23 protein-coding genes and 1 riboswitch are annotated in these 25,121 nt (G+C 42.4%); of the genes, 13 read left to right on the top strand and 10 right to left on the bottom strand.

The window, feature by feature from the left end; genetic code table 11:
* The first annotated feature begins 29 nt into the window (after nt 1-29).
* Nucleotides 30-746 carry a YebC/PmpR family DNA-binding transcriptional regulator gene (locus ACH6CZ_RS14360; protein WP_374098149.1) on the top strand — a complete coding sequence of 239 codons (717 nt, stop codon included), beginning with the start codon at nt 30-32 and terminating at the stop codon, nt 744-746.
* A 53-nt stretch (nt 747-799) separates the two neighbouring features.
* Here the strand turns inward: ACH6CZ_RS14360 and ACH6CZ_RS14355 are convergent, their stop codons facing one another.
* Entirely contained in the window at nt 800-1,195 is a 396-nt protein-coding gene (locus tag ACH6CZ_RS14355; protein WP_374098148.1) for a hypothetical protein, read from the bottom strand.
* Nucleotides 1,196-1,524: 329 nt separating this feature from the next.
* Here ACH6CZ_RS14355 and ACH6CZ_RS14350 point away from each other — a divergent pair, with 329 nt between their 5' ends.
* Nucleotides 1,525-3,954 (top strand): S8 family serine peptidase, encoded by a 2,430-nt coding sequence (locus ACH6CZ_RS14350; protein ID WP_374098147.1) that lies wholly within the window; start codon nt 1,525-1,527, stop codon nt 3,952-3,954.
* Nucleotides 3,955-3,994: 40 nt separating this feature from the next.
* Here the strand turns inward: ACH6CZ_RS14350 and ACH6CZ_RS14345 are convergent, their stop codons facing one another.
* The 5 genes from ACH6CZ_RS14345 to ACH6CZ_RS14325 form a co-directional block, all read right to left on the bottom strand.
* On the bottom strand, nt 3,995-5,548 hold the full coding sequence (locus ACH6CZ_RS14345; protein ID WP_374098201.1) for a polyamine aminopropyltransferase: 1,554 nt from the start codon (nt 5,546-5,548) through the stop codon (nt 3,995-3,997).
* A 32-nt stretch (nt 5,549-5,580) separates the two neighbouring features.
* A complete protein-coding gene (locus tag ACH6CZ_RS14340; RefSeq protein WP_374098146.1) occupies nt 5,581-5,976 on the bottom strand; it encodes a DUF350 domain-containing protein in 396 nt (131 codons plus the stop codon).
* Between the two features lie 26 nt (nt 5,977-6,002).
* Entirely contained in the window at nt 6,003-6,590 is a 588-nt protein-coding gene (locus ACH6CZ_RS14335) for a DUF4247 domain-containing protein (protein ID WP_374098145.1), read from the bottom strand.
* A 95-nt stretch (nt 6,591-6,685) separates the two neighbouring features.
* Complete coding sequence (locus tag ACH6CZ_RS14330) at nt 6,686-7,351, bottom strand: PspA/IM30 family protein (protein WP_039807952.1); 666 nt, start codon at nt 7,349-7,351, stop codon at nt 6,686-6,688.
* Nucleotides 7,352-7,371: 20 nt separating this feature from the next.
* Nucleotides 7,372-7,884, bottom strand: coding sequence for a DUF4178 domain-containing protein (locus ACH6CZ_RS14325; RefSeq protein WP_374098144.1), 513 nt, complete (start codon nt 7,882-7,884; stop codon nt 7,372-7,374).
* A gap of 143 nt (nt 7,885-8,027) precedes the next feature.
* On the opposite strand from ACH6CZ_RS14325, the gene ACH6CZ_RS14320 reads away from it, so the two are divergent.
* Both ACH6CZ_RS14320 and ACH6CZ_RS14315 read left to right on the top strand, forming a co-directional pair.
* Nucleotides 8,028-8,552, top strand: a complete 525-nt coding sequence (locus ACH6CZ_RS14320) for a sigma-70 family RNA polymerase sigma factor (RefSeq protein WP_374098143.1) — start codon at nt 8,028-8,030, stop codon at nt 8,550-8,552.
* Entirely contained in the window at nt 8,539-9,849 is a 1,311-nt protein-coding gene (locus ACH6CZ_RS14315) for a DUF4179 domain-containing protein (protein ID WP_374098142.1), read from the top strand. Before ACH6CZ_RS14320 ends, ACH6CZ_RS14315 begins: the two co-directional genes overlap by 14 nt.
* Before the next feature lie 192 nt (nt 9,850-10,041).
* Here the strand turns inward: ACH6CZ_RS14315 and ACH6CZ_RS14310 are convergent, their stop codons facing one another.
* Together ACH6CZ_RS14310 and ACH6CZ_RS14305 are read right to left on the bottom strand one after the other, a co-directional pair.
* Nucleotides 10,042-11,889 (bottom strand): methyl-accepting chemotaxis protein, encoded by a 1,848-nt coding sequence (locus ACH6CZ_RS14310; protein ID WP_374098141.1) that lies wholly within the window; start codon nt 11,887-11,889, stop codon nt 10,042-10,044.
* Nucleotides 11,890-12,128: 239 nt separating this feature from the next.
* Nucleotides 12,129-12,425, bottom strand: coding sequence for a DUF6509 family protein (locus ACH6CZ_RS14305; protein ID WP_374098140.1), 297 nt, complete (start codon nt 12,423-12,425; stop codon nt 12,129-12,131).
* 89 nt (nt 12,426-12,514) lie between these two features.
* Between ACH6CZ_RS14305 and ACH6CZ_RS14300 the strand changes: the two genes are divergently transcribed.
* The 4 genes from ACH6CZ_RS14300 to ACH6CZ_RS14285 all read left to right on the top strand — a co-directional run bounded on the left by ACH6CZ_RS14300 (nt 12,515) and on the right by ACH6CZ_RS14285 (nt 18,391).
* Nucleotides 12,515-13,033, top strand: coding sequence for a type 1 glutamine amidotransferase domain-containing protein (locus tag ACH6CZ_RS14300; RefSeq protein WP_374098139.1), 519 nt, complete (start codon nt 12,515-12,517; stop codon nt 13,031-13,033).
* 134 nt (nt 13,034-13,167) lie between these two features.
* Entirely contained in the window at nt 13,168-14,679 is a 1,512-nt protein-coding gene (locus ACH6CZ_RS14295) for a potassium/proton antiporter (RefSeq protein WP_374098138.1), read from the top strand.
* Between the two features lie 153 nt (nt 14,680-14,832).
* Entirely contained in the window at nt 14,833-16,563 is a 1,731-nt protein-coding gene (locus ACH6CZ_RS14290; RefSeq protein ID WP_374098137.1) for an ABC transporter ATP-binding protein, read from the top strand.
* The gene (locus ACH6CZ_RS14285; RefSeq protein WP_374098136.1) at nt 16,553-18,391 is read left to right on the top strand and encodes an ABC transporter ATP-binding protein; all 1,839 of its coding nucleotides are present in this window, start codon (nt 16,553-16,555) and stop codon (nt 18,389-18,391) included. The genes ACH6CZ_RS14290 and ACH6CZ_RS14285 overlap by 11 nt, the downstream gene beginning before the upstream one ends.
* Nucleotides 18,392-18,669: 278 nt before the next feature.
* Here the strand turns inward: ACH6CZ_RS14285 and ACH6CZ_RS14280 are convergent, their stop codons facing one another.
* Nucleotides 18,670-19,626 (bottom strand): cation diffusion facilitator family transporter, encoded by a 957-nt coding sequence (locus tag ACH6CZ_RS14280; protein ID WP_374098135.1) that lies wholly within the window; start codon nt 19,624-19,626, stop codon nt 18,670-18,672.
* 127 nt (nt 19,627-19,753) lie between these two features.
* Here ACH6CZ_RS14280 and ACH6CZ_RS14275 point away from each other — a divergent pair, with 127 nt between their 5' ends.
* The 4 genes from ACH6CZ_RS14275 (at nt 19,754) to ACH6CZ_RS14260 (ending at nt 23,058) form a co-directional block, all read left to right on the top strand.
* Nucleotides 19,754-20,869 (top strand): DEAD/DEAH box helicase, encoded by a 1,116-nt coding sequence (locus ACH6CZ_RS14275; protein ID WP_374098134.1) that lies wholly within the window; start codon nt 19,754-19,756, stop codon nt 20,867-20,869.
* A gap of 92 nt (nt 20,870-20,961) precedes the next feature.
* Nucleotides 20,962-21,621 (top strand): cobalamin B12-binding domain-containing protein, encoded by a 660-nt coding sequence (locus ACH6CZ_RS14270; protein WP_374098133.1) that lies wholly within the window; start codon nt 20,962-20,964, stop codon nt 21,619-21,621.
* Between the two features lie 3 nt (nt 21,622-21,624).
* Complete coding sequence (locus ACH6CZ_RS14265) at nt 21,625-22,371, top strand: STAS domain-containing protein (protein WP_374098132.1); 747 nt, start codon at nt 21,625-21,627, stop codon at nt 22,369-22,371.
* A 30-nt stretch (nt 22,372-22,401) separates the two neighbouring features.
* Nucleotides 22,402-23,058, top strand: a complete 657-nt coding sequence (locus ACH6CZ_RS14260; RefSeq protein ID WP_374098131.1) for a potassium channel family protein — start codon at nt 22,402-22,404, stop codon at nt 23,056-23,058.
* A 20-nt stretch (nt 23,059-23,078) separates the two neighbouring features.
* On the opposite strand, the gene ACH6CZ_RS14255 is transcribed toward ACH6CZ_RS14260, so the two are convergent.
* Nucleotides 23,079-23,720 (bottom strand): SOS response-associated peptidase, encoded by a 642-nt coding sequence (locus tag ACH6CZ_RS14255; RefSeq protein ID WP_374098130.1) that lies wholly within the window; start codon nt 23,718-23,720, stop codon nt 23,079-23,081.
* A 149-nt stretch (nt 23,721-23,869) separates the two neighbouring features.
* Here ACH6CZ_RS14255 and ACH6CZ_RS14250 point away from each other — a divergent pair, with 149 nt between their 5' ends.
* On the top strand, nt 23,870-24,391 hold the full coding sequence (locus ACH6CZ_RS14250) for a DUF4352 domain-containing protein (RefSeq protein WP_374098129.1): 522 nt from the start codon (nt 23,870-23,872) through the stop codon (nt 24,389-24,391).
* 307 nt (nt 24,392-24,698) lie between these two features.
* Nucleotides 24,699-24,805, top strand: a riboswitch (SAM riboswitch).
* Nucleotides 24,806-25,121: the final 316 nt, after the last annotated feature.

Raw genomic sequence — 25,121 nt, 5'->3', positions numbered from 1 at the left:
ACAGTTATGAATGAAAGAGAGTGAAAAACATGGGACGTAAGTGGAATAATATTAAAGAGAAAAAAGCAGCAAAAGATGCAAATACGAGTCAGGTATATAATAAGTTTGCAAGAGAGATTTATGTAACGGCAAAACAGGGAGAGCCGGATCCGGAAGCAAATACGGCGCTTCGGATGGTGCTTGATCGTGCAAAGACATATAATGTACCAAAAGCCATTATTGAAAGAGCAATTGAAAAAGCGAAAGGCGGCGGAGAAGAGAATTACGACAGCCTTCGCTATGAAGGGTTTGGACCTGCCGGGTCAATGATTATTGTGGATGCACTGACAAACAACGTGAACCGTACAGCTTCTGAAGTGCGCGCAGCTTTCGGTAAAAATGGCGGTAACATGGGTGTGAGTGGATCTGTTTCATACATGTTCGATTCAACTGCTGTGTTTGGCGTTGAAGATCAATCAGCAGAAGAAATCCTTGAACTGATGATGGAGCATGAGATTGATGTGCGTGATGTGCTTGAAGAAGAAAGCACAGTGATTATTTATGCTGAACCTGATCAGTACAATGCGGTTCAGCAGGCTTTAAAAGAAAACGGAATCATTGAATTGACTGTGGCGGAACTGACAATGCTTGCACAGAATGATGTAGCGGTATCTGAAGTAGACCAGGAACAGATTGAGAAGCTGATCGGTGTACTTGAAGAGCTTGAAGACGTTCAGCAGGTTTATCACAATGTAGAAATGAATTAAAGGTATAAGACGGTTGTCCAAAATGGACAGCCGTCTTTTTTGAGATACGGTTTTTAGTCTTTCTCTACTTCATACGTGATCTGGTGCTTAAATGATCCGGTGTAGGCCTGACCGAATGAGTTAACCGTGATACGGACAACTTCATCGTGGACAAAAGTCAGAGAAGAGCCAGCCTGTACTGCGATTGTTTCCTGTGAGTTTCTTCGGAAAATTGTTACGTTGATGCCGTCTATGCTGAAGTTTTCAATTGTTGCAGCCATCGTGACCGGAAGAGAGTTTGGCTCTGTGTCGAAGATAATGTTGTTTGGGGTATTCCTGTTTCCGGCGATCGGTGCGCAGTTTTCAAATAGCATCAATACTTTTTTGTCAGGACGCGGACGCTTTGGGCAGTCACAGTCGCATTTTCCAATCGAACCAAGTGGCATTTTGTAATGGTTTTTGCAAGTCATTCTTTTCACCTCCTGATAATAGAATATGAAAGTAATAGAGTTCGGACAGGGCTTCTATGAAAAAAGGCGAAACACTCTATTCATCAGAGAAACGATCTAGGGAGGCAAACTATTTATCTATACGGTAGATAGGTATATCGTGTAGATTGCACTACATAAGAGAATAGTAATGCGTAATATAGCACATAAAATTTATTGGGAAAATAAGAAAATACACTCTAGAAAAATTAACTAAAATGTCTGAATATTATATATGTTCGGTATTTTAAAATAATGGAAGGGGTGGATGATAAAAGTTTCACATATGTAAACTCGAAAGGGGAAAAAGGATGAAAAAGAGATCGGATAAATCACTCATTTCAACATTAGTACTGCTGTTGTTATTATCAGCATTCGGCATGGGGGCCGGAGCAAACTCAGCGCCAAAAGATGCAGAGAGCCTCGCTCAGCTAAAAGGAGACTTTAACTTTCAGTCCGGCAAAGAAACAACGGTTATTGTTGAGCTGGAAGAGCCTTCGATTGCTGAAGCTAAGTCTAAAGGCGTTTCACAGTCAAAAGGAAACCTTAAAAATGAGCGCGGGGCAGTAAAGTCTGACGTGCTTAATAAAATTTCAGGTGCTGAAGTTCATAAGGAGTACGATACGGTATTCTCAGGATTCTCATTAGAGCTTTCTGAAAAGGATGTACCGGCTTTACTCACTATAGAAGGTGTAAAAGCAGTTTATCCAAACGTTACATACACAGCATCGGTTGTTGATGAAGCAACACCGGTTTCACAAGATAACCTGAAAGCTGAAATGTTCGACAGTGCCCCGTTCATCGGTTCTGATGAAGCATGGGCTGAAGGATTTACAGGTGAAGGCGTTACAGTTGCTGTCATTGATACAGGTGTAGATTACACTCACCCGGATCTTGCACATGCATTTGGTGATTACAAAGGATATGACTTTGTAGACAATGATGAAGATCCACAGGAAACACCGGCAGGAGATCCGCGTGGTGAATCAACACTTCATGGTTCTCACGTAGCTGGAACAGTTGCAGCTAACGGCGCAATTAAAGGTGTTGCACCTGATGCTACACTGCTTGCATACCGTGTGCTTGGACCTGGCGGAAGCGGTTCAACTGAAAATGTTGTAGCAGGAATTGAAAGAGCCGTTCAGGACGGGGCTGATGTGATGAACCTTTCACTGGGTAATTCACTGAATGCACCTGACTGGGCAACATCTATTGCACTTGACTGGGCAATGGAAGAGGGCGTTGTAGCTGTTACTTCTAACGGTAACAGTGGCCCAACGAACTGGACTGTCGGTTCACCTGGTACATCACGTGAAGCGATCTCAGTTGGTGCAACTCAGCTTCCTTACAATGTATTCTCTGCGTCAGTTGATACTGCAGGAGATGCAGAATATCCATCAGCTAAAGTGATGGGCTTCCCATCAGATGAAGCAATTCTTGGACTGGATGGTCAGGAACTTGAATTTGTCTACGTCGGTCTTGGTAGTCCGGCTGACTTTGAAGGAAAAGACCTTGAAGGTAAAATTGCGCTGATTCAGCGTGGACAATATCCATTTGTTGAAAAGTCGGATAATGCAAAAGCTGCTGGTGCAGTCGGTGCCATTATTTTTAATAACGTAGTGGGCGAGCAGCCGGATATCCCTGGTATCTCTCTACCTACAATTAAAATGATGAAGGAAGACGGCGAGAAATTACTTGCTGAGCTTGAAGCAGGAAATAATACAGTAACATTTAACGTAGCATTTGACCGTGAAGTAGGCGAGTCAATGGCAGGGTTCTCATCCCGTGGACCGGTTGTCGATACATGGATGATTAAGCCTGACGTCTCAGCACCTGGTGTAAATATCGTCAGCACTATCCCAACACACAACCCGGATCAGCCATACGGCTATGCAGCACTTCAGGGTACAAGTATGGCGGCACCGCACGTAGCCGGCGCAGCAGCACTTGTTCTTCAGGCAAACCCTGACTGGTCAGTTGATGATGTTAAAGCAGCGCTGATGAATACAGCTGCTGATATCATTGACCCTGCAATAGGTGAAGAATATCCGCACAATACACAGGGAGCAGGCAGCATCCGTGTACTTGACGCGATTGAAACTGAAGTACTGGTTGAAAATGGCAGCCATTCATTTGGTAAGTTTGTTAAGTCAAATGGTAAGCAGGTTGAAAAGAACCACTTTGAAGTGAAAAACCTTTCTGACAAAAAAGTAAACTACTCTTTTGATGTTGACTTTGGTGTAAATAACAGTGCAATTAAAGTTAGCACAAGCGGGAACACTAAAGTAAATGCAAACAGCTCTAAGAAAATCAACATGAACGTTCAGGTTGATGCTTTTAAGCTTGAGGCTGGCTATTATGAAGGCAGCATTACAGTATCTAACGGTGAGCAGACAGTAGACGTACCAACGATCCTGTTTGTAGGCGAGCCGGATTACCCTCGTGTATCTAGCATGGGTGTCTATCAGGCCGGTGATGCATTCACAATTGAAGGGTATTTCCCTGGTGGAGCAGAGACTGTAGAACTGTTTGTCTATGCATCAAATGAAGCTGGTGCACCATTAGCTTACGTTGGTGACATTGCAATTGTTGAAGATGTAGAAGCAGGATTCCAGACATTTGCATGGGATGGTAAAATAAACGGCACTAAGCTTGAGGCAGGACAGTACTATAACGTATATGCTTACGCAACGTTAAAAGGTAAAACAGACCTTGCCGGAGTTAATTTTCAGGTTCAATAAGAATAATAAAAAGCGCGTCAGGGTCTCTGACGCGCTTTTGTTAATAATTGACCCACGCTTTGTCATACATCTCAAGCAGAATCGGGTCAATTAATGTATTAGGCTGATAATCCAAAGTATTTCCACTGTTATCCGTAATATCACGGTCAATGTCTTTCCCAAAAGTTCTTAAACTCTGTAAAGTTTCCTCATTTAAAAACTCAGTCTCTACATTGAAGGTCATATCATCCAAGGCCTCTGAATCCTCACGCTCTGCAAAGACAAATCCCCAGTCACCAAAGCTCGGTACATCCACATGAAGGTTTTCAACATGCAGTCCGGTTTCCCTGACTGTATGACTAATGGTCCAGTATACTTCAGTTGCGAAAGTAGGGCTTGTTGCCTGAATCATCATTGCTCCACCAGGAACAAGTGAGTTACGGAGCAGCTGATAAAACTGAAGCGTATAAAGCTTATTCAGTGACTCATTATTCGGATCAGGCAGATCAACAATAATCACATCATAAAATTCACCAGACTGTTCCATAAAAGAAAATGCGTCTTCGTGATGAACGGTTACACGCGGATCACTAAATGAATCTTCATTTAGCTGAAGCAGATCGTAATTCGTTGCAGCAAGGTCAACCACCGCCGGGTCAAGATCTACTAAATCTACAGATTCAACGTCATCATATTTCCAGAGTTCACGCAGAACGAGGCCGTCACCACCGCCGAGCACTAATACATCCGCAGGTGAATCAGCAGCTTCAACAGCAGGGTGGACGAGCGTTTCGTGATAGCGGTATTCATCTGTTGAGCTCATCTGAAGCTGACCGTCTAAAAACAGTCTGACATCACCGCGCTCTTTTGTAAGAATGATCTGCTGGTAATCGGTTTGTTCGTGAAAGATGATCGGATCGCGGTACAATTTCTGCTCAAAAGAAAAAGCCATTTCCTCTCCCCAGAAGATGCCTGAAAACAGAACAAGGAAAAACCCTATACCTGCAGTAAGATGAAGTCTGAAACGTTTGATCTCTTTTTTGAAATAAAAGAGTACCCATAAGGCAACCGCTACATTAATCAAGCCGACTAGGAAAGCAGATTTGACAAGTCCGAATTCAGGTCTCAGAAAGAATACAAATAGTAATCCGCCGATTAACCCGCCTGCATAATCCGAAAACAATACCCTGGCTGTACTTTTACGCAGCGTCACGCCAATATCATTGGCTTTTCTGATCAGAATTGGCAGTTCAAGGCCGGTCAATCCGCCAACAATTAAGGTGATCGAATAAAGAAAGATGGCATCAGTGCCATCAGGAAGAAAAGCTGTCACACCGAAAAACAGGAAGGTGGAGAGACCACCGATAATTCCGATAGCATATTCGATCCAGATAAAAGAGGGGATTAGGTTACGCGTGACGCGTTCACTAATCGATGCACCAACCCCCATTCCTGTTAAAAAAAGTGAGATGGTGAGCGTATACTGCTTCACACCATCTCCTAAAATGTAAGAGCCTGCAGCTCCGAATAATACTTCAAATATAATTCCGCATATCGAAACGATTCCTGAAGCCCAGTAGATGGTCTTGCTCTGTTTGATGCCCAGTTCATTCATCGTCTTCATGGTGAAGCTCCTTACCGTTTAAATTATGTAATTGACGCGCCAATTACAAATGCAAGTCCGACTGATACACCAAAGCTGATAATGCCGACTGCAAGGTTACCCTTATGAAGCTGTTCTTCAACTGAGAATTTACGTGTAAATGCTTCAAACAGTAAGTAGCCGATCATCTGAAGCACTACGCCGAGTCCACCCCAGACCAAAGTTTCCCATACTGCAAAACTGTGATAGATCGCAAAAGCAAGGATAATACTGATACCGATAATTTTTCCGCTGATTGATAATGCAACAGCTTTATTTCCGGCAAGGATTTCATCCCAGTCCTTATATTTCGTAGTAATCAATTCAAATACTGCAACCCCGACCAGGATGACGACAATCGCAATTGCAAAATACATAATCGTTAATAAAAATGGTTCCATTTCATTTGCTCCTCTCAAAATAGAAGTTATTTTCCAAATCCGATACCGCCACCGCGATTACTAGATCCGCGTATTGTGGGTGTAGAGTTTTTACCTACGTAAGAACCGGCTGAATTATAGCCGCCATAGCAGCGTTCAGGGTTCAAGTTACATTGTCTATTACGTGAATCATACCAGTTGTTTCCAAATATATTTGAGATCAGGCTTGCAAGCAGATAGCCTTCAAAAAAACTCGGACCGTAGTTATTACGCGCAAATTCTTCTTCTGCTACTTCGATCAGCGTTGTATCCGGATCATCTTCTGATTCAGTCAGCGTCACAAAAACATTATCAAAGATGAAAATCTGTTTTCCATCGTTAATGTCACTCATTTCATCAGGTGTTTCATGATTTTGGAGTTCATCGGACACTGTTGCCAGATCTCTATTTTCAGCCTGATAAATTCTTGCATAGCGATCACTGATTTCCGCGCTTTCCACCGTATCGTATAAAGTATATGTAGTGCTGATATAGTCTTCGATGCCATCTTTAAATATAGAGCCGCCACTGTTTCCGCAGGCTGCTACAAACAGCATGACAGCGATAATCATGACTGACATAATCGACCGTTTCATATTCTCACCGCCTTTTTTCGGATAAAGATATTTAGTATTTTACAGCAAAAGAAGGGCCTTGGTGACAAATAATGTCACACCGGCCCTGGCAAGTTTTACTCTTTACCCATTTTCTTTTTCAGTGCTGCAAGCTCATCATCAACGCTGTTATCAAGTGCATCAAATTCATCATCAAGGCTGCGGTTTGACTGGCGAAGGTCTTCACTCGTTTCAGCTTCCGCCTCAAACTGCATCACTTTTTCTTCCATTCTTTCAAACCCGCCGCGTGAAGCATCGTTGTTGATTCCTGAAAGTGTGCGGTTCATTTTCGTGCGTGTTTTTGCTGATTCTGCACGTGCTTTCAGTGAATCTTTCTTCAGTTTCATTTCATTGTATTCTTTCTTCATTTCATCAAGCTTTGTTCTTAGACCTGCAACGTCTTCTTTAGCTCTTGCATATGAGTCTTCAAGAGAAGCTGCCTGATCTGCATGATTCTTTTTGTCTTCAAGTGCGCGGCGGGCAAGGTCTTCGTTACCGGATTCAATTGCCTTCATTGCCTGCTCTTCACGCTTTTTCATCATGCTTTCCGCATCTTCAACTTTCTTTTGAAGCATTTTTTCGCTGGCAATCTGCTTTGCAACTGCAGTTTCTACTTCGCGGATATCTGCTTCCATTTCACGCATAAACTGATCAAGCATTTTTACCGGATCTTCAGCCTTATCCAGCATAGAATTTAATTCTGAACCTACTACTGTTTTTACTCGTTTAAAAAATTGAAACATTTTTCATCCCTCCAATTATTTTAATGTGATCCTGCAATAATTTTAAGCTCATATTCTTCAATACTATAGCCTGTGCTGGCTTCAACATCGCCACCCCAGATTTCTACGGATAATGCTTTTTCATCATCTTCATCATAGTATTCAGCGTATTTACATTTTACACCGTCGACATTCTGACTTCTGCCTTCACCTTTCACAATTGCTGAGCCGGTTTCATCCAGGTAATACATAATGCCTTCGTGCTCTATTTCTTTAGGAAGTGGCTCCTGAAGCTTCAGCGTTGATTTTTTGTAAATGCCAAGCTCAAGCTCATCATCCATCTCAACACCAAGCCAGATTACTTCCTGCACACCCTGAAGCTGATAGGCTGACCACTTAAACCCGTGATCATTGTATGAAAGCTTACCGACTACTTCATAATCCTGCAGATCATAGGTGACAATATCACCGATCTTCAGGTTATGAACGGTTCTGTCCTTCACTTCCGGACGCGATTCTGTTTTTCCGCCAAACAGCCGCTTAAAAAAGCTCATCTGTTCATCATCCTTTTTTCTATGTCTTTCCTGTTACAATACCTTATACGTGAGAAAAGATAAAAGGTTTCATTAAATTAATTAAAACTTTTTTAATCGGAAGTTGTTCTAATATATAGATAGAGATTAAAAGGGGGAGACAGATGGATCTTGAGAAAATCGCATCTGATGCCGTCAGCGGAGATGAAGATGCATTTGTCATGCTGATGAAAGCATACAAAATGGACTTATACAAAACGGCGTATGCCTATTTAAAAAATGAACAGGATGCAATTGAAGCAGTACAGGAGACGACTTACAGGGCTTATAAATCCATTCAGACGCTAAAACAGCCGGCCTATGGTAAAACCTGGATGATCAGGATAGTGATTAATGTATGTCAGGCCGAATTAAAAAAGAAAAAAAGAATGTCACCTCAGATTATTGAGGAAAATGAAATGGTATCTGATGCAACAGACTCTTTTCTGGAAACAGCAGAAGCACTCGACAGTCTGGAGCCACAAGAAAGGGAACTGGTCCATATGAAATACTTTCAGGATATGACGATTACACAGGTCGCATATGCACTGAATATGCCTGAAGGTACAGTGAAAACAAAACTCTACAAGTCATTATCACGTTTGAAACGCTGGTTTGAGAAGGGGGAGCATACCCGTGTATCAAAATGAGAAGAATAAATTAAAAGATTATCAGCAAAAAATTCAACAGCTGCCAGTACCGGATGAGCGGCTGGACGATGCAATTCTGAAAGGAATGAATAGAGCACGCGGTAAACATAAGCGTGCATTTAAAAAATGGTTCATTCCACTGACTGCAGCAGTCATTCTCATCCTCTCATTTGTCATGACTGTCAGAGTATCCTCTGTCATGGCAGGCCATATTTCATCCATTCCGGGGATGGACGGGATTGTAGAATTAATCCGTGATGACAAGGGACTTCAACAAGCGGTTGAAAATGATTATATGGAAGCAATCGGCGTCAGCCGTTCCAGAGACGGCGTGATCATCACGATTGATTCTGCCATACAGGATGAGCAGGGGCTTGTCATATTCTACACTGTAGAAATTCCGGAACCGGTAAGAGATCCGTTTTTTGCAGTAAGTGATTTGCTTGATGAAAACGGTGAAAGTGTGGATACATCTTATTCAACAGGAACGGATCTAGATGCAGACCCTGAGAGTACGTTGCTTACAGGATCAGCAAACTTTTTCTTCGAAGATGGCTATTCTCCTGGAAGAGAGCTGACAGTGGTATTCGGTGACAGGCAAAATCAGCACGTGTTTGAAGGTGAAATCGAAATACCAATTATGTTATCTGCTGAAAAAGCGGACACACAAACGTATGAGCTGAATAAAATTGTCAGTATTGAAGGGCAGGAACTTACCATTAAAGAAGTGAATATATCACCGATCAGAGCCAGTGTTGAACTGATACCCGATCCTTCCAATGAGAAAAAAATCCTGGCCTACGAAGCGATGAAGATGACAGATGAGCGCGGAGAGGAGTGGAAGCAGGCAGCCCACGGACTTACCTCGACCGGTGATGCTGAAGCAAGAACCGTTTATTTTGAAAGCAGCTATTTTGATATGCCTGAAAGCCTTTCTCTCATTATCGGAAAAGTGCAGGCAGTCGAACGGGGGCATGAATCAGTAAAAGTCGATACTGATACCGGGAAAGTGATTTCGGTACCGGATGATTCGGGGATCACGTTTACATCCATTGACCGCCTCGGGATCGAGCTTGAAATTAACAGGGCTGACTTTGGGTACAGTCTTTTCAGTCAGGCGACAGATGCTGATGGCGAAATTGTTGATATTCCGTCAGCAGGTTACCGCTCATACGATGGGAAATCCATGATGAACTTCAGATTTGAAAACAGCAATTATCAAAACCCGCTGACGCTTGAGTTTGCCTTTTATCCGGGGTGGATTGAATCAGATGAAGCGATTCGGATCTATGAATGATGTATTCAATTGACTTGTCGTTAAGTGTAAAAGTAAAAAATGATTAGATGATAGGGTATGGGAGAGTAGGACCGGGTAAGAAATTGACTGCGACAGCAATTTCTTTCTGGTAGGGCTGCTGTTAACGAGAAGAAAACGACAATAATCAAAAGGCCGGGACAAAGTAAAAAACGTCCCGGCCTTTTAGCTGTTCTATGATATTTTTGACTGTTGCTCTTGTTCATCTGTCTTATCGTCTTCACTTTCATAATTATACTCATCTACAAAAGTGTCTCTATCCATCTCTTCGCCTTGCTCATCTTCAAAGGCAGGTTCTTCAAATAATTTATTGTCTTCAGAAGTGACTTCAGCCGGCAGTTCGAACCTTGCAATCAGATCCTGAAGTTCTTCTGCCATACCGGTTAATGCTGAGGCAGAGGCTGTGACTTCTTCCATAGATGCGAGTGTTTGCTGGGCAGCGGCACTGACGCTTGCAGAATGATCGTTTGTATCCTTTGCAATTCCGGTCATGCTGCCAACCGTTTCAGTTACTTCATCTGATTTTGCAGCAATCGATTGTGCTGTTTCGTTCATCTGCTCAATTTGTGTCGTCATCTGTTCCACTGAACCTACGATGAGCTGGAATTTCTCACGTGTTTCCTGTGCAGAGGTGATACCGCGTTCAACTTCCGCTTTAACCAGATTCATTGTTTCAACTGATCTTGAAGAATCTTTTTGCATTTCAGCAATGAGATCATTAATTTTGTGAGTAGAACCGGCAGATTGTTCTGCAAGCTTTCTGACTTCATCAGCGACTACTGCGAATCCTTTACCATGTTCGCCGGCACGTGCAGCTTCAATTGCTGCATTCAGCGCCAGAAGGTTTGTCTGATCTGCGATACCCCTGATTACTTCAAGGATTGAACCAATTTCATTTGTCCGTGATGACAGGTTCTGAATCGCATGGTCAGATTCTCCAACGCGTTCACTGATTAATTCCATTTTATCTACTGTATTTTTGACTAAAGTACCGCCTTCATTTGCATGAGAGAGGGACTCATTAGAATAATTTTCTATCACATTGGCACTCTCAGCAATTGTCTGAATACCGAGCGTGACATTACGAAGAGATTCCACGCTTCTGTCAGCAGCAGTCACCTGATTTTCAGAACCTCTAGAGATTTCTTCAATTGACCCTGCAGTCTGTTCAGTTGCTCTTGAAGTCTGTTCAGCATTAGCTGAAAGCTCTTCTGATGAAGCGGCCACCTGAGCAGAGTTAAGTGAAATCTGCTGAATTAAATCTTTCAGATTATCCTGCATCGCAATAAATGAATGCTGAAGCTTAGCGATTTCATCTTTTCCTTTCATCGGTACAGGCTGATCAGTTAAGTTTCCATCAGCTACCCGTTCTGCCATCGCAGTCATTGCCTTAAGCGGCTTTGTAATGCGTGAAGTTAAAATAACACCAAGTAAAATCGCAATGATAAAAGCTGCACCCATCATAATAGTTGAAAGTGTACGTGCCTGTGCAATTGAAGCGTTGGACTCAGCCAATGTAGATGAAATATCTGCATTAATCATATCGATCATTTCATTTGCTTCACCTGCGAGTTGATTTGCAAGCGGCGTCATTGTACCAGTTGCTCTGACCCTTGCAATATCAGGGTTTGATTCAAATAAAGGCAGCAGGTCTTCACCAATTGTCAGCATCTCAGCATTTTTAGTACGAATCGAAGAGAGGAGCTGCAGAGAGCTTTCATCATTCATTAACGATTCAACCCGATTACTGAGCTCCGCTGTTAATGTATTCAATTCATAAAAATTATCCAGGTAAATGGTCTGAGAAGATAACATATAACCTCTGTATGTACTGTTTTGTTCGTGAACAGTGCTTTCTAATTCAAGTATGGCAGCTCGTGCTTCAAAAAGTGACTCAGTGACATCTGCAAATGTCTGGCTCATTGCACGCATATTAATATAAGAATAAACGCCTGAGGCTGCAAAAATCAGTGCAACGATCAGGAAAGCAGAAACCAGCTTTTGACCTACGGACCCCTTCATCGTGTCATCCTTTCCTCTAGTTATATGGGTATAAAGTAATAATCAATTCATCATAATATTATGGGAATATGTATTTCGAGTCAAGAAAATTTTTTGACGATTCTTGTAATTTGGATAATAAAAAGAGACTGAAAAAATCTTCAGTCTCTTAAGCGTTTCGCTACGCTTCACTAAAATTTCAATAAAAATTAAATAAATACCTCGTATCTATTATATGATTTCATTCCTGAAATGAATGATTAGTCTTCCTTCGCTTCCTGCCAGTGTTCACTGCAGAATGCTTTGACGGTTTCGATTTCTTCCTCTTCAAGTTCGAAACTTAAAACCTCGCCATCACTGCTTTTGATCAAATCATACTTCATCAATTGTTCTTCGTCGTCTTCAACCTTAAAAAGCGCTTTAATGCTGACATCGCCATCCTGAAAAAGTTCATCTTCTTCATCCTTTGCAAGCTCAAGCATAAATTCAAAGCGGTCTCCCGATAGAATACCAAACGCGTCATTTATTTTTTCAACTGTATAAGCTGTAATGTTCATATGAATGTCCACCTTTCATGTGTTATTGTTTCAGTATACATCAAAGCGGTAATGGTATGTACGAAAGCAGTAAATGAGGAGGTAATCAAATGAATTTGAATGCTAAAAAAGTAATTGCACTTGTAAGTGATGATTTTGAAGATCTGGAGCTTTGGTATCCGGTTATGCGACTGCGGGAAGAAGGCGTGGTTGTGCATATCGTAGGTGAAAAAAATGGACATGAATATAAAGGTAAATATGGCGTTCCTGCTGTAAGTGATTATGCATTTAGTGAAATTAACGTAAGCGAATATGATGGAATTTTAGTTCCGGGTGGCTGGTCACCAGATAAATTAAGAAGATATAAAGAAGTGATTGAAATGGTTCAGCATATGAATCAGCACCAGAAAATGATTGGACAGATCTGTCATGCAGGCTGGGTGCTGATTTCAGCTGATATATTAAAAGGTGTCAATGTTACAAGTACGCCTGGTATTAAAGATGATATGACCAACGCAGGGGCGATTTGGCATGATGAAGCGGTTGTGACTGACGGACATATTATTTCAAGCAGAAGACCGCCTGATTTACCTGCATACGGAAACGCATTAGTGAAAGCTTTAAGCTGAATGAGTTATTGAAACACCCGGGTGGTATTGAAGAAACCAACCGGGTGTGTTTTGTATGTATAATGCTTCACAAGCGTTTTTGAAATTGTTTTTTGATATAATTTAATGATCGCATGATTTAAAGGAGTGAGTCCGTGGATTTTACGGTAGACGGTTTGATTTTTCTTATGGCTGCCATGCTCATTATCGGTGTAGCTGCTACAAAGTTTTCTTCGCGTCTAGGAATGCCTTCTCTAGTACTTTTCTTAATTGCCGGTATGCTTCTCAGTGAAATTATCTACTTTGAAAACACAGAATTTGTCCAGCTTGTTGGGATATTAGCACTTATTATTATTCTTTTTGAAGGTGGTACACAGACCAGCTGGCAAAGCATCAGACCTGTAGTTGGTGCATCGACCTCACTCGCGACAGCAGGTGTTCTGATTACATCTGGAATTGTTGGTGTAGCTGCTGTATGGATACTGGACCTTTCATGGCTTGAAGGATTATTACTTGGTGCCATTGTTGGCTCTACAGATGCTGCGGCTGTTTTTTCAGTGCTTGGCACAAAGAATATTAAAGCAAAACTGACTTCCACACTTGAAGCTGAATCAGGTACAAACGATCCGATGGCTGTTTTTTTGACAGTGATGTTTATTGAACTGATTCAAATACCTGAGACAGGGGTCTGGTCAATGATCTCAGGGTTTATCATTCAAATGTCTGTCGGTTTGATTGCTGGGCTTGTACTTGGAAGACTGACGGTTTTTGCAATTACGAAGATCAACTTGGATGCATCAGGTTTATATCCTGTTCTGGCTTTATCTTTTGCAATTTTTACATATTCAGGTACTACTTTTATAGGCGGTAGTGGTCTATTAGCTGTTTATATAATGGCGGTTGTTGTTGGGAATTATGAAATTCCTTATCGTCATTCAATTCTAAGGTTTAATGAAGGATTTGCCTGGATGATGCAGATTGTCATGTTTATTATGCTGGGTCTGCTCGTATTTCCGAATCAGCTGCTTGAAGTCATCTGGCAGGGCATGCTGCTATCATTGATTCTGATGCTGATTGCACGGCCGATAGGGGTTTTTCTGAGTATGATAGGAATGAAATATAATGGGAAAGAAAAGCTCTTTATTTCATGGGCGGGCTTAAAAGGAGCCGTACCGATCGTATTAGCGACTTATCCAATTGTTGCCGGTGTTGATAATGCGATGCTGATTTTTAATACTGTATTCTTCGTTGTTTTGACTTCAGCTTTAATTCAGGGTGGAACGCTCTCCTGGCTTGGGAATAAGCTTGGTCTTGCAGGTGATGACAAGCCGCAGAGTCCATATAGCCTCGAGTTAATCGCGCTTGGTAAAACAGAATCAGAAATGGTTGAATTAACCATACCAAAAGAAGCGGCGGTTGCCGGAATGAAACTGGCTGATATTACATTACCTAAATATACGCTTATTACTGCAGTCATCAGGAAAGAAAAGATTCTCACACCAACCGGAGTGACGAGACTGAAAGAAGGGGACACGCTGTATGTCCTGACGAAAAAGAAAACCCGTGATCTTGTGAAAGTACGCTTTTACCAGAAAAAGTGGGTTGATGAAGAAAAGAACGAAACAGTTGAAATGGAAAACGATGAAACAAAAGAGTCTGGCTCCTGAGCCTGGCTCTTTTGCTGTTTTGGTATGAGAACATCGTAGTAAGATGACTTAATTCAACAGTCCGGTCACCAAATCTCTCTGAAAAGTCGCAAAATTATGGTACAGTACGAGTAGGTATTTCGAGTCTCAAATGTTCTGGAAGGAAGAATGCGCATGACAAAAATCACTTCATTTTTAACACCTTATAAAGTCGCTATTATCATTGCACTTTTATTAATGTTGACCGAACTGGCAGTTGAACTGGTTCAGCCTTTAATTATTTCTTATATTATTGACCAGGGAATTCTTCAAAATGATTTGTCCGCCGTCATGATGTGGGGGGCGGTACTTGTCGGCTGTTCGCTCGCCGCATTTGCAGCCGGTGTGACTAACTCCTTTTATTCTTCACATGTCAGCCAAAGCTTTGGCTTTGATATCAGAGAGGCACTGTATAAAAGAGTGCAAGATTTCTCTTTTTCAAACTTCAGTGTTTTTCCAACATCTTCATTGATCACGCGTCTGACAAATGATGTCACGATGCTTCAAAACACAGTATTTATGAGTTTGAGAATTATGATGCGTGCGCCGCTGCTCGTGATCGGAAGTGTCATTATGGCGCTGCTTGTCAATCCGATGCTTGCACTGGTTCTTGTGATTTCGGTTCCGGTATTAATCCTGTTTTTAATTGTTGTTATGAGTAAAGCAGGAAATCTGTTCAAATCTGTTCAGGAACGTCTGGACCATGTAAATAATGTGATGCAGGAGAATCTGAGCGGGATCCGCCTGATTAAAGCCTTTTTAAGAGGAAAGCATGAAATGAAAAGGTTCCGTCAATCGAGTGAGCAGCTGATGGATAAAACCGTTTCAGCGCTGCGCCTGATTGAGGTGACGATGCCGGTCATCTTGCTTTTAATGAATATCAGTATACTTGTCATTCTCTGGTTTGGAACGGTTGAAGTGAATACCGGAGGCGCAAGTGTAGGGGAAGTAGTAGCGATTGTAAACTATGCGACCAGAATGACCGGTGCACTTTCAATTGTCACGATGATCATCATGGTATTTTCGCGTGCAAAAGCATCAAGTACAAGAATTGGTGATGTGCTGAATACAGACATTGATCTGTATGACCAGACTTCAAGCAAAAACTTTACCATCAAAAAAGGTGAAATATCATTTGATCATGTCAGTTTTACATATCCGGAGACTTCAATGAAAATCATTGATGATTTGTCTTTTGCCGTAAAAGCAGGCGAAAGAGTATCAGTGCTTGGAGGCACGGGTTCAGGTAAATCAACCATTTTCCAGCTGATTCCGAGGCTATATGATGTAAACGAAGGAACCATCAGAATTGATGGACATCCAATCAGTGATATGACGTTAAAACACCTTAGAAATCAAATTGGTTTTGTACCCCAGGAAGCGATGCTTTTCACCGGTACAATTCAGGAAAATATTAAGTGGGGAAATGAACACGCTACATTTGAAGAGGTACAGGAAGCTGCAAAGCGTGCGCAGATTCACGATACAATCATGAGCCTGCCAAAGCAGTATGAGACAGTTCTTGGTCAAAAAGGCGTTAACCTGTCAGGAGGACAAAAACAACGGCTATCGATTGCAAGGGCACTGGTGAAAAAGCCGGTTATTCTGCTGCTGGATGACAGTACAAGCGCACTGGATATGAAAACGGAGGCAAAGCTGCTTCAGGCGCTTGAAGAGCTTTCATGCACAACGATCATGATTACCCAGAAAATCAGTACGACAATGGCTTCAGACAGAATTCTGCTGATTGAAGATGGTAAGCTGCTTGATCAGGGGCACCATGATGAGCTTGTAAAAGAGTCAGATCTTTACAGAAAAATCGTTGAATCCCAAGCTGGTAAGGAGGCACTACCGTATGCTGAATGAAATCAGACGTCCTTTTCAATATAAAAGGAGATCACTTGATGAAATCGAGGAAGCAGCTGCCGGATCCAAAAAACGTAAAGCGGATGATTTTACCGGGACTGTTAAGAAGATCTGGCATTACCTGTCAATGAACAAATTGAAGCTTTATCTTGTGCTATTAATGGTGGTAATCAGTTCAGCTATGGCACTGCTGGGACCGTTCCTTGTTGGGATGGCGATTGATGACTACATTGTTTCGGGAGATATTGAAGGACTGCTTCAGCTGATCTGGGTGCTTGGAGCGGTGTACGTTGTTTATTCACTGTCTATGTGGTTTCAGGCGATGTGGATGGTCAGAATTGCACAGCAGACGGTCTTTACAATGAGAACCCAGTTATTTAACCATCTGCAGAAGCTGCCAATTCCTTTTTTCGATAAAAGACAGCACGGTGAATTAATGAGTCGTGTGACAAATGATATGGAAAATGTCAGTTCGACGCTTAACAGTTCTGTGATTCAGATTGTCTCAAGTATACTGACGCTGGTTGGAACGGTTGGCGTTATGCTTTATTTAAGCCCGTTGTTAACACTCATTACAGTGCTTGTGATTCCGGCAATGGTCTTTGGACTGAAATGGATTACGAAGAGAACGGGAAGACTGTTTAAAGAACAGCAGCGAAATCTTGGAGATTTAAACGGCTACATTCAGGAAACTTTATCAGGTCAGAGGATTATTAAAACATTTTCCCAGGAAGACCGGGTCATTCATCAATTTGAAGAAAAAAATGAAAAGCTGAGGCTTGCGGGGTTCTGGGCCCAGACATTTTCAGGATTTATCCCGAAGCTGATGAACTTCTTAAATAACCTGAGCTTTGCAGTGATTGCGCTGATTGGCGGTGTGTTGGCACTGAATGGTTATATTACAATTGGGGTCATCGTGATCTTTGTGGAATATTCAAGACAGTTCACTAGACCGCTGAACGATCTGGCGAATCAGTTTAATACGCTGTTATCAGCGGTCGCTGGTGCTGAACGCGTATTTGATATTATGAATGAAAATGAAGAAAGAAAAGATGAAAAAGCTGCCCGTGATCTTGAAAAGCTGGACGGATATGTCGTATTTGAAAACGTTTCTTTTTCTTATGAAGAAGATGAGCCGATTTTAAAAGGCATCTCATTTAAAGCTTCACCTGGTGAAACGATCGCACTGGTTGGTCCTACAGGTGCAGGTAAGACTACAATTATTAACCTGCTCTCGCGCTTTTATAATCCGACAGGAGGGAAGGTGCTGATCGATGGGATAGACCTGACGAATATCAAGCGGTCAAGCCTGAGAAGTCATATGGCTTTTGTGCTTCAGGATTCTATTCTTTTTCAGGGCACCATCCGTGAAAACATCCGTTACGGAAAACTAACTGCAACCGATCAGGAGGTTGAAAAAGCTGCAGCAATGGCAAACGCTGACAGCTTTATCAGGAAAATGCCTGATGGATATGATACGGTGCTGAAGGCAGACGGAGAAGGAATCAGTCAGGGGCAGCGTCAGCTTCTTGCAATTGCCAGAGCGATGCTGGCAGACCCTGAATTGTTGATTCTTGATGAAGCTACTTCAAGTATTGATACAGTGACTGAAATCAAAATTCAGGAAGCGCTTGAAGCGCTGATGAAGGGCAGGACAAGCATCGTCATTGCCCACAGACTGAATACAATTCAAAGCGCTGATCAGATACTGGTGCTTAACAATGGACAGCTGATTGAAAAAGGAAATCATGAAGAGCTGCTGAAGCAAAACGGCTTCTATGCTGACCTGCAGCGGAGTCAGCTGAAAGAACAGCTGATGGGGTCATGAAAAATGAGGGGGTCTCTCCTCTCATGTTTTGTGTCCAGCTCCAGCGCCTAGACCCTCGAGTCATAAGTCAACCTGAGAAAATGGGTAAGACCGCCCATTTCTCAGGTCGCCTTATGCTTGTCAGGTCTGAACAAGGCGCTTCCGCTTTTCTTTGTGTCCAGCTCCAGCGCCTAGACCCTCGAGTCATAAGCTGCGATGAGAAAATGGGGAAGATCGCCCATTTCTCTCATCACATCTTATGCTTGTCGAACCTGAACGCCTGCTTCCGCTTTTCTTTATTAAAGCGGCTGCCAATCCGGTTTCATATTGTCTTCATCAAATGATATTACAACATCAGAAACACTCTTTTGCGCATAAATCAACAGCTTCAGACGGTCGCGGATATCATCTGCTGCAGCAACTGAGATGGTATTGTCCACTTCAATTACGGTTTCCACATGCAGACTTTCCCCTTCTTTAATAACCTGCAGGCGCTTGATGTCCTTCACGTGCTCATCATTTAAAATAATTTCACTGATATGAACGCGCATTTCTTCATCCGTTTCCCCGATTGCTCCCCGGGCGTTTTCAAGAAATACACGTCCAACAACATAAAACATCATTAGTCCAATGATAATTGAAGCGATTCCTTCAGTCTGCCCTAATCCCGTGAAGTGGGCAATTAATACAGCGATAATCGCGAGTATGCCACCGCTTGTTGCAACAAAGTCCTCCATATAAACGAGTTTTGTTGCAGGTTTTGCCTGCTTAAGGTGTGTAACGCTTTTTGTAAAAACAGTTAAGCCTTTGCTTGTAACTCCTGCTTCATGAAGCACTTCTTTCCCGGCCTTATAAAATACAAACAGTTCAAGTACCACGCCGATTCCAAGTACGCCAAGGATAATGGGAAGACCGGCCGTTTCTACGGGATGAAGGATGTGATGAATTCCTTCTTTAATGGCTTCATATGAAAGTATGCCCACAATGATCACAGCGCCAAGGCAAACCAGATTCACGACTCTCCCAAATCCATTTGGGAAGCGCGGGGTAGGCGCTTTTTTTGACAATGCTGAACCGATAAATACAAAGAACTGATTGGCTGCATCTCCAAATGAGTGCATCATCTCTGCAAACATCGCAATATTTCCGGTCAACAGGTATGCGACCATTTTGAGTAACCCAATAAAAGTGTTTACAATCGCAGCAAGTAATGATGGTTTATTCCCACCTTTTAAAAGCCTGAAAAATTCCGTCATATGTATGCTCCTCTCTTTCTCTTCTATTATTCTATATTCCCCAATTATACTGAATTTTCTCCTATCTGCGTAAATGTAATGAAAATGGTACAATAATAAGCAATGAGATGAACGGAGAGTGGATAAGATGCTTGAAAAAACACTAAATAAATGGAATGACACAGGATTTGAAAAAATGACAGCAGTTCAGGAGAAGGTAATACCGCTTTTGACTGAAGGAAAAGATGTGATTGCAGAATCCCCTACAGGAACAGGGAAGACACTTTCTTATGTGCTGCCTCTAATTGAAAACCTTCATACAGACCAGAAGCTTCCGCAGGCATTGATCCTTGCGCCTTCTAAAGAGCTTTCAATGCAGATACTTGATGTACTGCAGCAATGGGGAAAGGATGAAGGAATGAAATCCGCATCAATTATCGGTGGAGCGAATCCGAAAAGACAGCTTGAAAAGTTAAAAAAGCAGCCTCACGTGATTGTAGGAACACCAGGGCGCATTCTTGAGCTGATTAAGCAAAAGAAACTAAAAACGCATGAGATTAAGACGATCATTCTTGATGAAGCGGATCAGCTGCTTTTACCTGAACATAAAGAATCAATTGGACAGATTATCAAAAGTACACTTGCAGACCAGAGGCAGATGGCGATGTTCTCTGCTACACTGCCTGAGGAAGTCATTGAAGACGGTAAGGGGATCATGAAGTCTCCTGAGATCATTAAGATTGGCCGTAAGGAAATTCAGCAGGGTGATGTGCGCCATCAATATATGGTGTGTGAGAATCGTGAAAAGATCGATATGATCCGGAGAATGGTAAGAATGGATTCAATGAAACTGGAAAAGTCACTGGCATTTATGCAGGAAGTACTTGATGTGATGACTGCAGCGGAAAAGCTGAACTATAAAAACCTGGAGATTGCTGTGCTGCACAGTGATTTAACAAAGGAAGAGCGGGCACGTGCAATGCGGAAGTTCCGTAAAGGCGAGCTGCCGCTTCTGTTGGCAACTGATCTGGCAACGAGAGGGCTGGATATTGAAGAGGTAACGTACGTCATCCATATGGACGCTGCAGAATCGCTTGACCAATACATCCACCGTTCAGGCAGAACAGGACGCGCAGGTGCAAAAGGGACTGTTTTAACATTCGTTACGCCGGGAGAAGTGAAAAAAATCAAGCGTTATGCAAAGGAACTCGGTGTAGAACTTGAAGAAGTGACAATGTACCGCGGTGAATGGCGGTCAGTCTGAATCCTGAAAGTGGAATAGTTGACTTTCGCTAACAGAACAACGAGAATCTGTATATAAGTTAGACACTCGAATGGATAAGGAGTGATTATATGATGGAAACCGTATCGGATTTCACGCATGTCCTGCTTGATGGAGATCAGGAAAAGGCATGGGAATATGTGATGAGTGAAGTTGAAAAAGGAACGTCTACAGAAGATATATTTTATCAGCTGCTGACACCGGCAATGGTAGAGATCGGAATGAAGTGGCAGGAGAACGAAATTTCAGTAGCTGATGAGCACCTCGCAACGACTACATGTGATTTTACACTCGCACGCTATAAACATGAAGTGTTATTGCCAAGAATTAAAAATAGAGAGCAGGATCAGGGGAGAGCTTTGTTTTTCTGTGTTGAGCAGGAAGAGCATGACCTGGGGATCCGTATGATCGCTCAGATTTTTGAGGAAAATGGATATGAGGTACGCCTGATGGGTGCAAATCTTCCAGTTGAGTTTGTACTTACAATGGCAGTGAACTGGGAGCCGGATATCATTGGTATGTCAGCGAGTATGCTGAAACAGGGAGAGAAAGTTCCTTCTTATATACAGAGACTGATGGAACGCTTTGAAAATATCGAGCTTTTAATTGGCGGGCGTTTTCTGTCGTTGCCTGATCAGTTGTTAGATAAGGCTGATGGTGCTAAAGTTACGATCATTCAGGAAGGAAGCGAGCTATCTGCCTGGCTGACAGATCGCGCTAAAGGAGGAAAATAAAAGTTGATCCACCTTGATGCCATGCCTATGCCTGTGGTAGTCATTGATCATTCTTTAAATATAATTGAAGCTTCTGGCAAAGCATTAAAACTATTTGGCAGGTCCGCTTCATTTCTCAACTGGGTTGATCATGAAAGCCGTGAAAAAGCAGTTAGATTTATGCAGGATGAGCATGTAGAGAAGTTAGAGTTGAATTTGGTCACGGCAGAAGGGGTTATTTCACTGTTTACCGTCAAGATTGAATGGGATGAAAAGCAGGCAGTTGTGATTCTTCAGCAGGAAGACCACATGGTTGTTCAACTCATGAATCGTGTGAAGGAACATCAGCGCCGTCTTGAAGAAAGTGATATGGAACTGATTCTGAAGAAAAATGAACTTGAAAGGTCGTTTGTGAGAATCAGTGAATTAAGTACTGCTGTTATTCAGCTGACAGATGAGGTTGTACTGATTCCGATTTTTGGAGATTTAAGTGTTTCTTTGATTCATCATAATCAGCAGCGGATTTTATCTGATCTATATTCTGATCACATTGACGAGGTCATTATTGATCTGCAATCCGTCGGAATGATGGATCAGCCGGGTGTTGAAGAATTGATGAAAATGATAAAAAGCTTTTCACTATTTGGAACTGCGTGTACAATAACCGGTGTGAAGCCGGAGCATGCTCCATTTCTTCATCAGATTAAAACGATGCAAAAACTTACTTTTATCAATCATTTAGAGGACAAACTTTCCAGAATTGTATATTAAAACGTAAGTGAAAAGGAAAGAAGGATTGACATGAATAAACAATTTGCAGTGCTCGGGCTTGGCAGTTTTGGCGGACACCTGGTTGAGGAGTTCCACGAAATTGGTGCAGAGGTGTTTGCGATGGACCGCAATGCAGAGTTAGTTGACAAATACTTTGATATTGCCACACATGTCATCCAGGGAGATGCACAGGATGAGCAGCTTCTGATTCAGGCAGGGATCAGAAACTTTGATCTGGTCGTTGTTTCTTTCGGGGAGAATATTGAAGCGAGTATATTAACGACCATTGTATTGACAGACCTAGGTGTAAAAGAAATCTGGGTAAAGGCATCAAGCCTCTATCATCAGAAGGTACTTGAGAAAATTGGTGCCACCCGCGTCATCCGTCCTGAAAAGGATATGGCCAGGCGTATCGCTCACAGACTTGCCTCAAAACACTTTATTGATTATGTTGAATTGACGGAAGAGCATTCAATGGTAGAGATTAAAGCAACTCCTAAAATTATCGGTAAAACCATTGCTGCGCTTAACGTTCGAAACCGTTTTGGCTGTAACATTGTCGGCATATACAGAAGACATGACATGCTTGTACAGCCCAGCGGAGAAGACAAAATTGAAAAAGATGATGTGCTGATTGTGATCGGTGAGAATAGAAAACTTCACCGCTTTGAAAAGCAGGGTGTGTGACAAAAGATCCGGAGTCTCTCTTAAGATGTTCCGGATCTTTTAAATCTGTCACCAGATATTTCTTCGACGCTCAGCAATTTACTTACGCATGGTTTCAACAGTTGACTGAGTGACGCTTGATCTTCTTCAGGATTCAGCCATTGATTGAAGTCATTCCGCTCAAGTATGACAGGCATCCTATTATGAATATCAGCCATCAGATCATTTGGTTCTGTTGTTAATATGGTAAAGCTCCTGACGATATCGTCACCATTCCGCCAGGACTCCCACAAACCTGCAAACGTGATTGGATCACCATCACGTCTTTTAATTTCATAAGGCTGTTTTTCCTTCCCTGACTTTTTCCACTCGTAAAATGAAGTGGCAGGGATCAGACAGCGCTTTGATGCAAAGGCTTTTTTAAAGCTTGGTTTTTCCGCTACCGTTTCAGATCGGGCATTAAATGTTTTATAACCGATCTTTTCATCCTTTGCAAAAGGTGGAATCAGTCCCCATCTGAAAGAGGCTGGATACCGCTTGCCATTTAGCTGGACAATAGCTGCAGCCTGCTGGCTAGGTGACAGGTTCTGATTAGGTGTGTAAATGAAATCATCCCGCATTTCAAATGCGTAATATTGCTGCAAATCGTACATTGCCTCGACTAAAGAAAACCTTCCGCACATATGACATCTCTCCTTTACATGCATTCTAACAAAATATTGCGAAGATAGAGAAGATTAGAACTTATTTCCTTTTAAAGGTAAATGGTTGAATTGTTTCGACTTACGAATCATACTGGATACAGACATACATATTCAGGAGGGTTTTCCATATGAAGAAATTTTGGTTAGTATCTGCAATGGCAGCTGCACTTATGCTTGCAGCGTGCTCAGATGAATCATCAGAGCCTGCAGAAACAGAAGAAGCAGCAACGGAAGAGACTGCAGAAGAGGCTTCAACAGAAACAGAGGAAGCGGCTGAAGAAAGCACAGAGCCGACGCTTTATCTAGTAGGGGACGAAGTTACATCAGGCGACCTGACAGTGACAGTGACTGATACAGGTGTTGCAGAACAGATCGATGAAACAAACCGTGTTTACGAAATTAATATGACCGTGACAAACAATGGTGAAGGGGAAGTAAGCTTATCTTCAGAAGACTTTTCACTTACTGACCTTTCAGATGAAGAAAAAGCGGCTTACGGCGACGCAGCTGAATGGACAATCGCTGCGGGCGAAACAGCTGAAGGCTCACTACAATACGAATCAGCAGCTACAACTGCATTCAAACTCTTCGGCACAATCGGTGAAGAAGAAGTAGAATGGAGACTGCCAGGGATTACATCTTTAGACTAATTTTTACAGAATTTTGATTAAAATTGTCACAGATTTTAATAGTAATATTTAGTGTAGCGGAGCGGAAGGCGGCGACTCCCTCCAGCAGGAGAAGCCGGACAGGTGAGACCCCGCAGGCGCGAAGCGATGAGGAGGCTCACCGCCGGCCCTGCGGAAAACGTTCGCCTGAAGCGCAGCGAAACGATTAAGAAGACTGAGACATGCTCAGTCTTTTTTGTTTACCTGTATATGCATTTTATCCGTCACTCCTATTGACACAACAGCAATGTTTCTTGTAAAGTTGTCATAATTAATTGAATAGCGTGGATTCTTATCAAGAGAGGCGGAGGGAACAGGCCCGTAGAAACCTCAGCAACCTTCACAAAAGTGAAAAGGTGCTAAATCCATCCTGCAATTGTGCAGGGAAGATAAGAAGCTTAGTTGTCTAAAGCCTTCTTATCTATGATGATAGAAGGCTTTTTTGTGTCTAGCTTCAGGCGCTAACTCCTCGGGTCATAAGCGACGCATCGGTAAACGGGGGAACTACCCGTTTTCCGCTGCGCGTCTTATGCCTGTCGGAGCTGAACGAGCGCCTTCAGCTTTTCGAAGTGTCTAGCTTCAGGCGCTAGCTCCTCGGGTCATAAGCCACACATCGGTAAACGGGGAAGTTCACTCGTTTTCCGCTGCGCGTCTTATGCCTGTCGGAGCTGAACGAGCGCCTTCAGCTTTTCGAAGTGTCTAGCTTCAGGCG

The organism is Jeotgalibacillus sp. JSM ZJ347 (genome assembly GCF_044383825.1).
Taxonomy (GTDB): Bacteria; Bacillota; Bacilli; order Bacillales; family Jeotgalibacillaceae; genus Jeotgalibacillus.
The sequence above is the reverse complement of the archived record's forward strand: the minus strand, read 5'-3'. Positions and strand labels throughout refer to the sequence as shown.

What these genes read in the sequence shown, in the direction of transcription:
- ACH6CZ_RS14325 (WP_374098144.1), bottom strand. Translation starts at nt 7,884, where the DNA reads ATGAGCTTTTTTAAGCGGCTGTTTGGCGGAAAAACAGAATCGCGTCCG.
- ACH6CZ_RS14335 (WP_374098145.1), bottom strand. Translation starts at nt 6,590, where the DNA reads ATGAAACGGTCGATTATGTCAGTCATGATTATCGCTGTCATGCTGTTT.
- ACH6CZ_RS14360 (WP_374098149.1), top strand. Translation starts at nt 30, where the DNA reads ATGGGACGTAAGTGGAATAATATTAAAGAGAAAAAAGCAGCAAAAGAT.
- ACH6CZ_RS14340 (WP_374098146.1), bottom strand. Translation starts at nt 5,976, where the DNA reads ATGGAACCATTTTTATTAACGATTATGTATTTTGCAATTGCGATTGTC.
- ACH6CZ_RS14310 (WP_374098141.1), bottom strand. Translation starts at nt 11,889, where the DNA reads ATGAAGGGGTCCGTAGGTCAAAAGCTGGTTTCTGCTTTCCTGATCGTT.
- ACH6CZ_RS14275 (WP_374098134.1), top strand. Translation starts at nt 19,754, where the DNA reads ATGCTTGAAAAAACACTAAATAAATGGAATGACACAGGATTTGAAAAA.
- ACH6CZ_RS14330 (WP_039807952.1), bottom strand. Translation starts at nt 7,351, where the DNA reads ATGTTTCAATTTTTTAAACGAGTAAAAACAGTAGTAGGTTCAGAATTA.
- ACH6CZ_RS14350 (WP_374098147.1), top strand. Translation starts at nt 1,525, where the DNA reads ATGAAAAAGAGATCGGATAAATCACTCATTTCAACATTAGTACTGCTG.
- ACH6CZ_RS14300 (WP_374098139.1), top strand. Translation starts at nt 12,515, where the DNA reads ATGAATTTGAATGCTAAAAAAGTAATTGCACTTGTAAGTGATGATTTT.
- ACH6CZ_RS14345 (WP_374098201.1), bottom strand. Translation starts at nt 5,548, where the DNA reads ATGAATGAACTGGGCATCAAACAGAGCAAGACCATCTACTGGGCTTCA.
- ACH6CZ_RS14320 (WP_374098143.1), top strand. Translation starts at nt 8,028, where the DNA reads ATGGATCTTGAGAAAATCGCATCTGATGCCGTCAGCGGAGATGAAGAT.
- ACH6CZ_RS14280 (WP_374098135.1), bottom strand. Translation starts at nt 19,626, where the DNA reads ATGACGGAATTTTTCAGGCTTTTAAAAGGTGGGAATAAACCATCATTA.
- ACH6CZ_RS14305 (WP_374098140.1), bottom strand. Translation starts at nt 12,425, where the DNA reads ATGAACATTACAGCTTATACAGTTGAAAAAATAAATGACGCGTTTGGT.
- ACH6CZ_RS14250 (WP_374098129.1), top strand. Translation starts at nt 23,870, where the DNA reads ATGAAGAAATTTTGGTTAGTATCTGCAATGGCAGCTGCACTTATGCTT.
- ACH6CZ_RS14285 (WP_374098136.1), top strand. Translation starts at nt 16,553, where the DNA reads ATGCTGAATGAAATCAGACGTCCTTTTCAATATAAAAGGAGATCACTT.
- ACH6CZ_RS14260 (WP_374098131.1), top strand. Translation starts at nt 22,402, where the DNA reads ATGAATAAACAATTTGCAGTGCTCGGGCTTGGCAGTTTTGGCGGACAC.
- ACH6CZ_RS14270 (WP_374098133.1), top strand. Translation starts at nt 20,962, where the DNA reads ATGGAAACCGTATCGGATTTCACGCATGTCCTGCTTGATGGAGATCAG.
- ACH6CZ_RS14255 (WP_374098130.1), bottom strand. Translation starts at nt 23,720, where the DNA reads ATGTGCGGAAGGTTTTCTTTAGTCGAGGCAATGTACGATTTGCAGCAA.
- ACH6CZ_RS14355 (WP_374098148.1), bottom strand. Translation starts at nt 1,195, where the DNA reads ATGACTTGCAAAAACCATTACAAAATGCCACTTGGTTCGATTGGAAAA.
- ACH6CZ_RS14290 (WP_374098137.1), top strand. Translation starts at nt 14,833, where the DNA reads ATGACAAAAATCACTTCATTTTTAACACCTTATAAAGTCGCTATTATC.